The 14,431-nt window shown below is 47.5% G+C and carries 12 protein-coding genes; 10 read left to right on the top strand and 2 right to left on the bottom strand.

What is annotated here, in order from left to right:
* Nucleotides 1-151 precede the first annotated feature (151 nt).
* Nucleotides 152-1,000 carry an aldo/keto reductase gene (locus ACO03U_RS09485; RefSeq protein WP_204686739.1) on the top strand — a complete coding sequence of 283 codons (849 nt, stop codon included), beginning with the start codon at nucleotides 152-154 and terminating at the stop codon, nucleotides 998-1,000.
* 40 nt (nucleotides 1,001-1,040) lie between these two features.
* A complete protein-coding gene (locus tag ACO03U_RS09480; protein ID WP_161870714.1) occupies nucleotides 1,041-1,652 on the top strand; it encodes a metallophosphoesterase in 612 nt (203 codons plus the stop codon).
* 90 nt (nucleotides 1,653-1,742) lie between these two features.
* Here the strand turns inward: ACO03U_RS09480 and ACO03U_RS09475 are convergent, their stop codons facing one another.
* Nucleotides 1,743-2,498: a helix-turn-helix transcriptional regulator gene (locus ACO03U_RS09475; protein ID WP_204686740.1), complete on the bottom strand. Its 756-nt coding sequence runs from the start codon at nucleotides 2,496-2,498 to the stop codon at nucleotides 1,743-1,745.
* Between the two features lie 135 nt (nucleotides 2,499-2,633).
* On the opposite strand from ACO03U_RS09475, the gene ACO03U_RS09470 reads away from it, so the two are divergent.
* Nucleotides 2,634-4,556 (top strand): right-handed parallel beta-helix repeat-containing protein, encoded by a 1,923-nt coding sequence (locus ACO03U_RS09470; RefSeq protein ID WP_204686741.1) that lies wholly within the window; start codon nucleotides 2,634-2,636, stop codon nucleotides 4,554-4,556.
* A 148-nt stretch (nucleotides 4,557-4,704) separates the two neighbouring features.
* Nucleotides 4,705-5,655, top strand: coding sequence for an AraC family transcriptional regulator (locus ACO03U_RS09465; protein ID WP_204686742.1), 951 nt, complete (start codon nucleotides 4,705-4,707; stop codon nucleotides 5,653-5,655).
* Between the two features lie 153 nt (nucleotides 5,656-5,808).
* On the opposite strand, the gene ACO03U_RS09460 is transcribed toward ACO03U_RS09465, so the two are convergent.
* Nucleotides 5,809-8,478 carry a serine hydrolase gene (locus tag ACO03U_RS09460; RefSeq protein WP_204686743.1) on the bottom strand — a complete coding sequence of 890 codons (2,670 nt, stop codon included), beginning with the start codon at nucleotides 8,476-8,478 and terminating at the stop codon, nucleotides 5,809-5,811.
* Between the two features lie 321 nt (nucleotides 8,479-8,799).
* On the opposite strand from ACO03U_RS09460, the gene ACO03U_RS09455 reads away from it, so the two are divergent.
* From ACO03U_RS09455 to ACO03U_RS09430, 6 genes are all read left to right on the top strand, one after another.
* The gene (locus ACO03U_RS09455; protein WP_204686744.1) at nucleotides 8,800-9,780 is read left to right on the top strand and encodes a LacI family DNA-binding transcriptional regulator; all 981 of its coding nucleotides are present in this window, start codon (nucleotides 8,800-8,802) and stop codon (nucleotides 9,778-9,780) included.
* A 128-nt stretch (nucleotides 9,781-9,908) separates the two neighbouring features.
* Complete coding sequence (locus tag ACO03U_RS09450) at nucleotides 9,909-10,643, top strand: TIM barrel protein (protein WP_204686745.1); 735 nt, start codon at nucleotides 9,909-9,911, stop codon at nucleotides 10,641-10,643.
* A gap of 59 nt (nucleotides 10,644-10,702) precedes the next feature.
* Nucleotides 10,703-11,668, top strand: a complete 966-nt coding sequence (locus tag ACO03U_RS09445) for a sugar kinase (protein ID WP_204686746.1) — start codon at nucleotides 10,703-10,705, stop codon at nucleotides 11,666-11,668.
* Nucleotides 11,669-12,289 (top strand): orotidine 5'-phosphate decarboxylase / HUMPS family protein, encoded by a 621-nt coding sequence (locus tag ACO03U_RS09440; protein ID WP_204686747.1) that lies wholly within the window; start codon nucleotides 11,669-11,671, stop codon nucleotides 12,287-12,289.
* On the top strand, nucleotides 12,286-12,834 hold the full coding sequence (gene hxlB, locus ACO03U_RS09435; RefSeq protein ID WP_423104650.1) for a 6-phospho-3-hexuloisomerase: 549 nt from the start codon (nucleotides 12,286-12,288) through the stop codon (nucleotides 12,832-12,834). The genes ACO03U_RS09440 and hxlB overlap by 4 nt, the downstream gene beginning before the upstream one ends.
* 259 nt (nucleotides 12,835-13,093) lie before the next feature.
* Nucleotides 13,094-14,377, top strand: a complete 1,284-nt coding sequence (locus ACO03U_RS09430; RefSeq protein WP_204686748.1) for a gluconate:proton symporter — start codon at nucleotides 13,094-13,096, stop codon at nucleotides 14,375-14,377.
* Nucleotides 14,378-14,431: the final 54 nt, after the last annotated feature.

Below are 14,431 nucleotides of genomic sequence, written 5' to 3'. Positions count from 1 at the left end.
GCCTTCATTCTCGAGCGCTGAACGCGTTTGCCTTGCTTTCTTATTAGAGCAATGTGTCGGCCAATTTTTTGACAAAACGTTTGTCACCGCTGTCAGCCTCCTCTATACTTAAAGTAAAGAACAGCAAGAATGAAGATACAGGAGTGAGCAGATGAAACCAGTGACAATTGGTGACCGGCAGGTGGGACCGATTGGCTTAGGAACGTGGCATATGGGGGACCAGCCACAAATCCGAAGTCAAGAAATCAAGGCGTTGCAAACGGGATTAGACGCGGGAATCACTGTGATTGATACGGCGGAGATGTATGGGGAAGGACGCTCAGAAAGTTTGGTAGGAGAGGCGATACAGCCTTTTAAACGAGAGGATTTGTACTTGATTTCGAAGGTTTATCCTTGGAATGCTTCAAAAACGCAACTACCCATCAGTTTGGATTATAGCCTGAAACGCTTAGGAACCGATTATTTGGATTTGTATTTGTTGCATTGGTCTGGCGACGTCCCTTTGGAAGAAACAGTGCTGGCGTTAGAGACGGCGAAAGCGGCGGGAAAAATTCGTGACTGGGGTGTTTCCAATTTTGATACGGCCGATATGGAAGCTTTGTGGCGGATTCCTGGTGGTGATCGGTGTGTGACGAATGAAGTCCTGTATAACTTGGGGTCGCGGGGGATCGAGTATGATCTCAAACCTTGGATGCAACGGCAACAGCTTCCTGTGATTGCCTATTCTCCCATTGCTCAAGGGGATAGTTTGGGAGATGATTTTTTGGCGAATAAATTGTTGCAAGATATCGCAGCCGCACATCACGTCTCGATTTTTCAATTGTTGCTGGCCTGGTGTATTCGCGAGGGTCAAACTTTGGCGATTCCCCAATCCGGCAGCGCGGACCATGTTTTGGACAATCTAAAAGCAGCGGATTTGGTATTGACCGAAGCAGAGTGGCAGGCCCTTGCCAAAGCCTATCCAAAACCGACCCAAAAACAATCGTTAGCCATGCTTTAATCGGCAGCCAATCATCGACAACCATAAGGAGGTCCAACCGATGAAATTTTTTACGTCAGATACCCATTTCTTTCATGAAGACCTCTTGGGAAGTCACGATTTCGCGCCACGCCCCTTCAAGACGGTGATGGAAATGAACGAGACTATCGTTACCCATTGGAATCAGGTGGTGAAAGTCACCGACATCGTCTATCATCTGGGGGATATCGCTATGCATCCTGACTACGAGCAGGGCTTTCCCGCTATTTTGGACTTGTTGACTCGTCTGAATGGGGAAATTCACTTTGTCAAAGGAAATCATGATAATCGAGCTTTTCTCAAATACTTGGCCGCCCATGATCCAGGAGGAGTCAAGGCAGGCCGCCCCAAGTTTTTCTTTCATGATGTGGGGGTCTTGTTGAAGTTTGACCACCATCAGTATTATTTGACCCATTATCCAATGCTTTTAGGCATCACGAAAAATATCCGCAACCTTCATGGGCATATTCACCACGCCAGTGTCCCGATTAAAGAAGACTTAAATGTCGGCGTGGATGCGCCAGAGTTGGCGTATCTACCGGAGCCACAACCTTTTGGCGCACCGATTTCGGAAAATCAAATCGGAATCATTGCCAAAGCCAAGGCGGAGGAACTAGCGAAATTGCGCATGTAAAAAAGGACCAGCTAAGCGAATAAGTTTGGAAAGACCTACCAAAAAGCTACCGAACTCCTAGAAAATTAGGGGATCGGTAGCTTTTTGCAGTTAGGATTGACGCTGGGCAGAAGGGGGCTGACCACAAACTTTTCGATAATTGCGATTAAAGGTCCGCAAAGACTCGTAGCCACATTGGTGAGCAATTTCGGCAATCGCTAGCTGGGTGTTAGCCAATAAATCCCGCGCCTGACTGATGCGCAGGTAATTCAGATAGTCATTGAATCCCATGCCAGTTTTTTGGATGAACAGTTTCGAGAGGTATTTATAATCATAATTAAGCTGAAGGGCGAGCTGTTGCAAAGTGACCGGTTCTTGATAATGGGCCATCAGCCAGCTTAGCATCTGGGGCAATAATTCCCCGCTAGTGGTGGTGAGAGCGGGCTTGAACTCACAGGTGGTCAGCAGCTGATGACACAGATCATAGGCCCAGGCTTTCATTTGAAATAAGCTCATGGCAGCAGGCAATTGGCGCTTTCGGGCAACAGCTGGCAGGCGATTGGTCAGGGGGACTTGCTGTTGTACTTGTTGATGAAAGTCTGGCAGTAGTTCAGGAGAAAGGATCAAGACGGCCAGCTCGGTGTCCGGTTGTGCTTGAAAACTATGGATTTGATTGCTAAAGATAAAGCCACAATCCCCCGGGACAAGCTGTTCTGTGTGTTCTTCTACCGTCAATGCTAGGGTACCGGCTTGTACCACCAAGATTTCATAAGCTCGATGGAAATGGGAAGGAAAACTTTCACCGGTGAGATGGAGTTGGTGATACAAGATGTTGGGTTCCAAACCAAAATTTTGAAAGAAATGCATAAGCTCCTCCTTTTTTCAACTGTCCAAATGACGAATAGTGTCTAGTGGAGAACGATTTTTACCCTGTTTATTATACCGCTTTCTTCGTAAAATAAGACTAGCAAAATCATGTTTAGACGAAAAGAGGAAGATCCTATGCAAACTTATCATGTTGCGAAAAATGGCAGGTTGTCCAATCCAGGTACCTCGGCGGCCCCGTTTTTGACGATTCAACAAGCGGCAGAAGTCGCTCAAGCAGGAGACACTGTCTTGGTTCACGAAGGCATCTACCGGGAATGGGTCCGGCCTCGGCAAGCGGGAATCAGCGAGTTTCGGCCCATTACTTATCAAGCGGCTCCCGGCGAAAAAGTGCAGATCAAAGGCTCAGAAATCATTAGCCAATGGGAACAAGTCACAGGGAGTGTCTATCAAGCAGTCATCCCCAACACCTTCTTTGGCGAGTTCAATCCATATAAAGAAGTAGTCTGGGGTGACTGGATGACGGAAACCACCCGCGCCGCCCATCTGGGAGAGGTCTACCTCAACGGCCAAGCGATGTACGAAGCCACTAGTCTGGCGGGTGTCCACACGCCTGTCTCACGAGCAACGGTGGAAGAATTTTTCGTCTTTGTGGATGTGGCCGAGCGCTATCCCGAAAGGCTTCAATACACCTGGTATGCCGAGGTGGATGAGGATAACACGACGATTTACGCTAATTTTCAAGAGGTGAATCCTGCCGAAGCCCTCGTGGAAATCAATGTGCGACCAGCGTGTTTCTATCCAGAAACCAATGGCATGGATTATATCGTCCTGCGAGGCTTTGAAATCAGTCAAGCTGCCTGCAAATGGGCCCCTCCTTCTGGTGATCAACCGGGAATGGTGGGACCGCGTTGGAGTCGCGGGTGGCTGATGGAGGATAACCTGCTTCATGATGCCAAATGTTCGGCCATCAGTCTCGGGAAAGTTGCGGAATCCGGGGATAATTACTACAGTCGTCGGAAAGATAAACCGGGTTACACCTATCAGTTGGAATCCGTCTTTACCGCCGAAGACCAAGGCTGGAGCAAAGAGCGTATCGGCAGCCATACTATCCGCCGTAACGAGATTTACGATTGCGGTCAAAATGGGATTGTCGGTCACTTAGGCTGTGTTTTCTCGAAAATCTATGACAACCACATCCACGATATTTCCATGAAACGGGAGTACCGTGGCTGGGAAATCGCAGGAATCAAGCTTCATGCCGCGATTGACGTAGAAATTTGCCACAACCATATCCATGATTGTTCTTGCGGCACTTGGTTGGATTGGCAAACGCAAGGTACCCAGATTACCAAAAATATCTACTACGATAATGGGCTGGATTTCTTTGTAGAAGTCAGTCACGGTCCCTACTTAGTGGCTAATAATGTCTTCGGTTCGCGCTTTGCTCTGCGGAATTTCTCTCAAGGGGGAGCCTATGTCAATAATTTGATCGCCGGCAACATCGATTGGGAGGATGTACGGGATCGAGCTACGCCTTATCATCTGCCCCACAGCACCAAAGTCAAAGGCTATGCCGTGGTTTATGGTGGGGATGATCGCTGGTATAATAACCTCTTCATTGGACGCCCGGATGCTGATTATGTAGGGACAAGTAAATACGACGGCCATCCCACTTCTTTGCAAGCCTTTATCGATGAGGTCCAATCCTATGGTCCAGTGGATGTGGAACGTTTCCAACAAATCAAAGAACCGGTCTACATTGGCAATAACCTTTATTTGGCTGGAGCCACGGCCTTTGAGAAGGAAACGGAGCCTGTATTGATGACGGACTTTGCTACTAAACTGGAGATTTGCCGAGACGATGAAGGGACTGTTCAACTGTCGGTTACTTTGCCAGAAAACTTCCGCCAACACCAAGTCGAAAGGCAAACAAGCGCTAGTTTGCCCCGCACTCGTCTGACAGATGGGGAATACGAAAATCCCGATGGTCGTCCAGTAGTCATCGACACCGACCTTTTGGACCAAGCCTTTCAACAAATTTGTGGGCCTTTGCAACACTTGCAAGGTGGGGAAAACCATGTGACGATTTGGAAGTAGCTGAAAATAGACGCCAGAAACTTATCTGACGTCTATTTTTTATAGTGTTTTATTGATTTTTCCAGTGGTAAACTAAGGAAAGAATCCTCGCCTTAGTAAAATGACAACTGTAAACCATCGTATCTGTTTGTGAGAGAAAGGAAAAAAGATGACCCTCTTTACACCACAACAAGAAAGTGTTCGCATCACGGCTTTTTATGCGATTTCATTGAGAGAATTTTCCATGGCGCCTCATCATCATGAGGCTTGTGAGATTATGTTGGTGACGAAAGGCCACTGCCAGGTGTTGGTAGGGGAAACCGAAGTCGAGCTGCATCCCAATGAGTTTGTCTTTCTTGACCAAAATATCCGACACCAGCTGACCATCAAGGAAACCGAGCCTTGCAATCTTTTGAATCTTGAGTTCTTGCCTACACCAAATCTTGCCTCAGACAGTCTATCGATTTGCCGGGCGACTGAGGTTTCCGAGAGTTTTCAACAGCTTTGTCGTCACCCGGAAAAATATCCCCTAGTGGCAAAAGACAGCCGTAGTTTGAGCAGTAGCCTCAAGGCGCTGATCCATCTGCTGACCACCTATCCACCTCAAGCCGGTTGGGATGAGGAGACGGCTTATACTGGAGAGCTGTTATTTAATCGCATGTTATTGGAGCTGTGTCATTGTCTAAATAGTGATGAAAAACCCCAGGGTAGTCAACACTTGAATGCTGCCTTGAAGTACATCCGGGAGCACTTGACGGAAAACTTGCGAGTGCAGCAGATTGCCGAAGCGATTGGCATCAATAAATCCTACCTACACTTGCTATTTTCCAAGCAGCTAAATATTACCGTCAATGACTATATCAATCGGGAACGCATCAAACTGTCCTGTTATTTGTTAACCACGAGTGATCTGCCCTTAGTCGAAATCGCCCTCCAATGTGGCTTTAATAGTCGCCAACACTTTGCTGGTACTTTCCGCAAATTTTTCGACATGACGCCACGGGATTACCGCAAGTTACATCAAGGGGAAAAAAAGATGGATGACTCAGGTGGGCAATACCGTTTGGAACAGGATTGGCATTGGATTCGGATGGGGGCGGGGGAAAAAGAGAGAAACTGACCCATAAAGCTGTATAGTCGTATTCAACGTAAAGTTTTTATCTTGAAATTCAAGCATTGAAATCTTTTATTTTATCATACGAATATATGGGATTATTAGTAACAGAAAAGTGCCACGCCTCGGTCATCCAACTTACCGAGGGTGGCACTTTTCTCACTTCATAATCTCATACACGTCTTTGGAAATCTTAGAAATCGTTTCATAGCCGATTTGATTGGTCATCACCGAAATCACATAAGGTTCTTTCGTATAAACGATTCCGCAGTCGTGGGCGTAGCCGTAGAGGTCGCCAATTTTGTGGGCGACTCGGACGGGCAGGTATTTCGGTAGGCGCTGGCTGTCGTAGGTGGTGTGGGAGAGATAGTTTAGCACTTGGCCGCCGTTGTGATACATCTCTTTTAGTAAGAGGGTGTTTTCTTTGGCGGTGACATAGCGGAAGCGATCCCACTTGCGCCCTAAGATACGGCTGATTTCATTTTTCATCTTTTGATCGTATTTGTTGGCAGCGTAATAGCCAAGGAAGTTTGCGCCTTGATTATCGGAGTATTGGCAAGTCCATTTCATGATGGTGTCGAGACTGTATTTATTGCCGTATGCTTTGCCTTGCAGGATCCCCGCGCCTCCACGCATATAGGAGAGGCTCATGGTATTGATTTTGTCCGTGTAGGTATATTTTTTATTGGGATCAAGTTTTTTCTCATTGATCAGTTTTTGCGTGTAATACAAGACAGGCAGCTTACCGGTGCTGGCGGCCATGAAGGTTTTACTGCCGTTGACTTGGGCGGTTTGGCCGTCTGTCAGGCTCATGACGTGGACGCCGATATTGGCATTTTTGTATTTCTTATTTAGCAAGGCTTGGACTTCTTTCAGCTTAGCAGCTGAAGAGGCGGCTTTTTTGGTGGCTGAGGCGTTGATATAGCCGTACCATTTGCCGTTGCTGTCGTGTAACGAAAGGTAGCGGGAGCCGTTGTAATGTTGGTAGTAGCCTTTGACGGTGAAGAGTTTGCTCCGGTATTGGGTACTGCTAGCTTTTTTCTGCCAGCTGAAGTTTTGCCAAAGGGGTTGGTTTTGCTTGGTTAAAATCACTTGTTGTCCGCTTTTTTGCCAGATGCCTTGTTTGCCTTTAGCGACTTTGGCAGCGCCGGCATTGAGGTAACCTTGCCATTTGCCGTTTTTATCGTGAAGGCTGTAATAGGTGGCACCGTTGTAGTGGCGATACAAGCCTTTGACGAGGTAGGTTTTGCCTTTGAGCTGGCTGGCGGATTGCTTGACCGACCAGTTGAAATTGCTCCAGAGATTGTAGCCTTTGCTGGTGACGGTGACGTATTTGTTGTAGGCTTGCCAGCTACCTTGAGGCCCGTTTTTTAAATTGACGGCGGTCGCATTGATGTAGCCAATCCAGACGCCTTTGTTGTCGTAAAGGCTGAGGTAAGTGGCACCGCTATAATGGCGATAGCGGCCCCGTGCCCGATAGGTTTTGCCGAGAACGGATTTCGAGGTGCGTTTTTGGGTCCATTTGAAACTGCTCCAGATGCTGTAGTTGCCACTTTTGATGGTAGCATAGCGGCCGTCTGTCAGGTAATTTCCTTGGGCGCCACTGCTATAACTGACGGCTGTTTCTAAGGCATAGCCTACCCAGACTTCTTGCGTGTTGCGCTTTTCGTAGAGACTGAGATATTTTTTGCCATTGGCGTGGTAATAAGCACCTTTGGCTAGGAGGGTGCGGTTTAAGTAGCTCTGGTTGCTTTTGGTTTTAAAGGTGAAGCCAGTGTAAAGGGTGCTTTTGCTATTTTTTAGGTGTAAGTAACGATGCATCTCACGGAATGTTCCTTGAGCGTTGGTGAGTTTAGCAGCCTTTTTGGGAAGCCAGCCCAATATTTTGTGGCTATTTGCTACTTGATAATAGTCAGTGCCATCATAATGACGAGCCTGCGCTTTGATGGTTAAGGTAGCGTTGAGGTAAGATTTTGCTGGTAGGAATTTACTACCAGCTGCTTGTTGCAAAATACGGGCGCTACTGTTGGTAATCACCAAATAACCTGTTTGAGCAGTGGCGGCACCAAATGCATCAGGGGCTAGCTTGCCACAAGTTTCCCAACCATAAAGCAGTTGACCTTTGGCAGTCCTAAGTTCTAGGAGTGGCTGGGCTTGATCGGGTAGCTGGGTACTACGCAGAATCTTCAAGGTGGTACCAGCGCTGATACCCGTGGCGACTTGTGTCATTGCGACATCTTGCCAGAGTTGGTCGGCTTGGGTGACAGTGAGGTAGTCCTGACGTTCATTCCAAGTCAGCTGTGGCGCTGTCGTAGCGGGCGAATCGCTAGTACTAGTGCTGCTAGGGGTTAGCGTAGTAGGAGTCGCTGAGGCGTCTGCTGAGTCAGTCGTGTCAGCTGCTGATGGCTCTGTGCCAGTAGTGGACGCGCCGGTATTGCTGGTATTGCCGGTATCACTAGGATCGGTGGCTGTTGTGGAATCCACGCTTGTATCAGAGGGCTCAGCCGCTGTTGTAGGTGGCGTATCCTTGGCGTCCGCTTCGGAGCTTGGCGTCGTGGCGCTTGTAGAATCTGAGGAACTGGAGCTACTTTCTGAGGCGGGTGGGTTTTCTTTGGTGGCAGTTGTTGTTTGTGTGTCCTCTGGCGCCAAGTCACTGTCCTCACTGATGTCTTCCGTAGTTGCTGAAGAGGTGGCTAAGGGATTAGCTGTCAAAGGAGAAGCGACTACGGTTTCTGCCGTGCTTGTGTTTGTTGTCGCAGCCACCGTGACCAACGGGGTGCTAGACATGGTAAGCAACAAGCCTACCGAAAAAAGAACCAACTTTTTCATATTTTCCTCCTAGGTCGAAACTGAATCGACAAATTAGTGTTTACTTTTATTATAACAAAGAATATGAGAAAACACGGTATGAGAACTGTCAGATAAGCCTTCTTTCCTGTAATGATAAAAAGTGTAGTAACCGGTACACATCGAAAAATGCTTTAGAATCGGAATACGGTCAATGCTCGTGAAAAAAATTAGCATTTTTATCGGTTTTCTATTGACACATCGTCTGTAAGCGTTTACTATATAGTTAGTTAATCGGTTTCTAAAACGAACGCTTATTATTCTTGCGCTTCGTCATTCGTTGCCGAGAGAAGGAGTGCCCTGATGAATAATATTACGATTCAAGATGTGGCAATGGCGGCAGGGGTTTCCAAGACGACAGTTTCGCGCTTTTTAAATGGAAAGTACCAGTACATGTCAGAAGAGACGCGTAATAAAATTGAGCAAGTAATCGCTGAGCTTGAGTATGTACCAAGCAAGCAGGCTCGTTCCCTAAAGTCTAAGCAGGGGTATTTGATCGGCTTGATCGTAGCCGATATCGGAAATGTCTATACCATGTATTTGATCAAAGCCGTGCAAGATGCCCTGTCCGATACCAAGTACCAGCTAGTGGTGATGAGCACGGATAACTCTTTAGAAAAAGAGACCCATGCTTTGAAGGAATTGGCTGGTCAGGATATCGCCGGATTGATTTTGCAACCGGTGGGACGAGCGGATTCTCCTTATGAGATTTTGACCACGTTGCAAGTGCCGGTAGTCTTGATTGACCGTTATTTAGAAACGGTCCCTTTGCCAAGTGTGGTGACGGATAACTTTACCGTGACGCGTCGCTTAGGGCAGCAAATCGCGGCAGCAGGCTATGACAAGCTAGTGCATGTCACCCATCCTTTATGTGGACAAACCGTGCGGCAACACCGCTACGATGCCATGATGCTGACGGCCTTTGAAGCTAAGATGGAGCTGAAGTTGATCGAATCACCGATTGGGCGTGGCATCACACCAGAGGAAATTCGCCAAGAAATCAACGGCCGGACGATGTTTTTTGGCGCCAACGGGAATGTTTTGCAGGAGTTGGTAACTGCCTGCAAAAAAGGTGAGATTCGCTATCCAGAAGAAATCGGACTCACTGGATTTGATGATTGGTTTTGGGCCGACTTATTGACCCCCACGGTGACTAGTATTCACCAACAACCTGCTGAGATTGGCCGTCAATCGCTAGAGTATTTACTAGAAGCTATCAATGGCGAGGCCTTTGCGGGACGGCTGGAGATTGCGGCATCGATTTTTCAAGGCAAGTCAATTTAAGCCCAGGATTCATTTGTAATTGGTGGACTAAGTCGTAAAGGATACCGATTGGACTTGGAAGTGTGAACTAGTCCAATGGTATCCGACTTAAAAAGCAATCGAGGGATACGAAAAGGAGTCGAAATGACATGCAGCCTATTTTAATTAACACCATCGTCATGCTAGGAGAGCCGGCTTTCGATCAGCGACGTTTCGTGCAAGAACTGGCGCAGGCTTCTGTGACAATCGATGGGGTGGAATTGCGACAAGAGCTTCTGCCAGTAGCGGCAGAAGAACGGCAAACCTTTTTTTTGGAACTTTTAGAAACCGGTACACATAAACAGTGGCAGTATTTCTATTCGGTTCCGCAAAGCCTTTTTACGGCGACGGGCTTGAATCCGTCGTTGGAAGAATGGCTACAAGAAGCAGCCGCTTTTCATGCGAAAAATGTCAAAGTGAATATTGGTGATTTGGCGGGAATCCCGCTGGCCAATAAAGAGCAGTTATTGGCGCTGTTGCAACGTTACCAAGTTAACTTGACCATCGAAAATGATCAAACCGAAGCCAATGGTCGCTACAAACCAGTAGCTGAGGCCTTGGCAGCAGTCAAAGCAGCGGAGTTACCTTTGGGTTATACCTTTGATGTGGGCAATTGGTTGGTGATGAAAGAAGATTTAGCACAGGCTTATGAAACCTTGGCTCCTCAGACGACGGTGTTGCATTTGAAAAATATCGATGATGCTGGGCAAACCACCTTGTTGGATGAAGGCAGTGTGCAGTGGCAGTCGTATTTATTACCCGAGATTCCGGTGGTGTTGGAGTACCCGATGGCTTTTGCTGAGATTGCAGCGGAAGTAGCAAAACTCCGGCAAGCCCTGCGATAAAAGCAGGTAAGAATCTTTCCCAAAAGAGAGTGAAAACAAAGAAAGCGAGGCAGCAAAGTATGGCAAAAGTAGTGACGATTGGGGAACCGATGATTATGTTTGTGGCCCAGACAGAAGGCCCCTTGAAAGACGTAGCAGCCTATGATCGGTTTATCGCCGGGGCGGAAATCAATGTGTCTATCGGAGTGAAACGCTTGGGACATGATATGACGTATATCACGCAAGTAGGCAATGATCCCTTTGGCGCGTACATCAAAGAGTTTATCGCGGCAGAAAAAATCAACACGGATCAAGTTTTTACAAGCGAGGCCTTTCCCACAGGCTTCCAATTAAAAGCCAAAGATCAAGAAAACGATCCGGAAGTGGTGTACTTCCGCAAAGGTTCAGCGGCTTCCCATTTAGGGGATGCACCGACGCCGACGATTGATTTTAGTGAGGTGGATTTGTTACATGTGACGGGGATTTTCATGGCGCTTAATGAAAATACCTACGCTTATGTGAAACAGTTGATTGCCGATGCCAAACAAGCCGGTGCCCTCGTTACCTTTGATCCCAACTTGCGACCGACGCTTTGGCCGGATGAAGCAACCATGGTGGCTCGCATCAATGAAATGGCGGCTTTGGCGGATTACGTGTTGCCTGGTCTTTCAGAAGGACAACGTTTGACCGGGAAAGAAACCAAAGAAGAAATTGCCGATTTTTACTTGGGGCAAGGGTCGCAAGGGGTCATCATCAAGTTGGGCCCAGCTGGCGCTTATGTCAAAGTGAAAACGGCAGCGGGTTTGGTGGAAGAAGTCATTCCTGGCTTTAAATTAAAAGAAGTCGTGGATACCGTCGGGGCTGGCGATGGCTTTGCAGTAGGGGTCATCACTGGATTGTTGGAAGGCTTAGAATGGCCTGCAATCCTAAAACGGGCCAATGCCATTGGCGCGATCCAAGTCAGTCACATTTCTGACAATGAGAACTTGCCGACGCCTCAGCGTTTGGCAGAGTTTATCGCAGCTTATGAAGGGAGTGGGGAGTAGATGAAAATCCAAGCGGCCATCGATCGGGTACCCTTGGAAAAAGCGGTGACGTTAATTGAAGAACTTGCTGCAGCTGACATTATCGAGTTGGGGACATCATTGTCGAAGGATTTTGGTTTGGCATGTTTAGTCCAGACTAGAGGGATTCCGCGGGCAGGTCAATTGTTGGTGGATATCAAAACCATCGATGAAGGGGAGTATGAGTTTCGTCGCTATTTTGAAGCGGGAGCGGATATTCTCACGGTGATGGGAGCCGGCGCCAAAGCAACCTTGGATGTCTGCTATCAAGTGGCAGAAGAATTTGGCAAAGAGATGCTGATTGATTTATTGGAATGTAGCGAAGAACGGATTGCCACGATTGCCGGTGCTTATCCCAACGCCATCTACGGGATGCACTTTGCCAAAGATGCTGGACGGGTAGCTGATGTGGCAGGACAAGTAGCCGCATTTCGGCAACAGTTTCCGGAAATTCAGCGAGTCGCCTTGGCTGGCGGGTTACAACTCGCCGATATCCCTGCTTTGAAAGCAGCGGGTTTGGAAATCGCCATCGTGGGCTCAGGAATCACCGGAGCTGAAGACCCCGCTCAAGCCTTGCAAAACTTTATGGAGGAAGCACAATGAAAAATCAGATGATCACTACTATTTTAGGGGAAATCAATCAAGTCATCGACGGAGTGGACGAATCACAGCTGACTGCTTTGGTGGATATCCTGGCCCAAGACAAGCGCATCTTTGTTTTAGGAGAAGGGCGCAGTGGCTTACAAGGAAAAGGTTTTGCTATGCGCTTGATGCATATCGGTCGCGAGGTTTACGTCATTGGCGAAACCATCACACCATCGATTCAAGCTGGCGATGTGCTGGTAGCCATCTCTGGTTCTGGCAAAACGGGTCAAGTCTTGACGCTAGCCCAAAAAGCTGCGGGTAATGACGTGACGGTGGTAGCAGTGACGAGTTCGCCTGCTTCCCCTCTCGCCCAAGTGACGGAAAACAAAGTCATCATTCCCGGAGCAACGAAAACAGGGGATGGTCTTCATTCGATTCAGTTGTTGAGCTCGTTGTTTGATCAGACTTTGCACATCGTTTTGGATTATGTCTGCCTGGATTTGAGTCAAAAATTGGCGATTTCAAATGAACGTGCCAAAGCGCAACACAGCAATATGGAGTAAAGGCAGATTCAAAGACAGACGCTAACACTTAGGCGGTTGTCAACTTTCCGCTAAATGTAAGCGATTCACTGTTTGGTGAAACAATCAGAGGCAGAAAAGCCTACCGATTTGGGGACAGGGGGTAAAGGGGGGCTGGTAAGGCGCAAGCTGTTCCGACTGAGCACTTCCTTACAACTTTTGGCACCGTTAAAGCGTTATCTAAACAACTTACTGCAATCAAATTCCTATTGACAGGCTTTAAAAAAAGGAGGAAACACTAATGGATTTTGCAATTGGTATCATTTTATTAATCACGTATTTCCTATTGATCCGCTTTGCCGCTAAAGGTGGCAACTTGATGGTGGGCTTCTTCGTGATGGCAATCATCTGGGCTGGTCTTTCGATTCTCGGGGGAAAACTTACTTGGGACGACGCCATGCTGAATATTTTCCAAGGGGGGCCGGAAAGTTGGGGGGCCACCGCGGTTATTGTCATCTTTGGTTCTTGGTTTGGCCGAATCTTGATTGAAACGGAAATTGCTTCCAGTCTAATCAAGAAAACCGTGGAACTCAGTGGTGAGAATCCTCTATTTACGACGGTTCTGCTATCGTTAGTCACGACTTTGATCTTCACTTCGACTTTTGGTGCTGGGGCGGTAGTGGCTATCGGTATTATCGTTTTGCCAATCTTGATGTCACTGGGGGTTCCCAAAAAACTGGCGGTAACTAGTTACTTGATGAGTGTCGGGTCAGGGATGTATGTCAATATCGTGTTGTTCAAACAGATGCAAGGGATCTTCACTGATTACCAATACGATATGAACTACTTGAAATTTGGTTTTGCTGCGATGGGTGTTCAAACCTTAATGATCATTTTGATGTTGATCTTTGGTCTCCGCAAGAAAAAATCCTACAACTGGGCAGCCACCGCCGCAGCGATTGAACGAAAAAAAGATATTCCTGTGTATGCCTTATTGACACCGGTTATTCCGGTATTATTAGCTATTGGCTTTAATTGGCAACCGATTCCAGCATTTATTGTCGCTTCTCTTTATGCGTTAGCCGTTACTGGCAAATTGCCAAACTACAAAGATGGGACCCGCTTGATTACCCGGACATTTTATGAAGGGGTCGTCGATGTGGCTTCCTTGCTAGGTTTCTTGTTTATTCTACCGATGTTTAACAAAGCTTCTGGCGTGGCTGCGCCGTTCTTCCAAGCTGTTTTGGGAGATATCGTGCCTACCAACTCACTAGTTTTGTGTATTGCTTTTGCTGTGTTGATTCCTTTAGGGCTCTTCCGGGGACCTTTGACTGTCTTTGGTGCGGGGAGTGCGACGATCGGGATTTTGCAAGCGATGGGTGTTTTCCCAGTCAGCTTGTTATTCCCATTGATTTACATTCCAACGATTGCGATGAACCTCTCGACTTGTCCGACACAGTCCTGGAACTTGTGGGCGTTGAACTACACCAAGGTGAGTGCCAAAGAGTTCATGCTGACAGGGGTCCCTTGGGGCTGGATCGCCGGCGCTATCAACGTGATGATTTGTTACTTTATGTTTGGTTAAGGGAAATAAGCAAGGAAATTAGTAGCAGCACACTAAGCAGGATGGCTTCGAGGG

It is taken from the genome of Enterococcus diestrammenae, from assembly GCF_049384045.1.
Lineage (GTDB): Bacteria > Bacillota > Bacilli > Lactobacillales > Enterococcaceae > Enterococcus_C > Enterococcus_C diestrammenae.
Note: the sequence above shows the minus strand (reverse complement) of the source record. Positions and strands in the feature narration are given on the sequence as shown.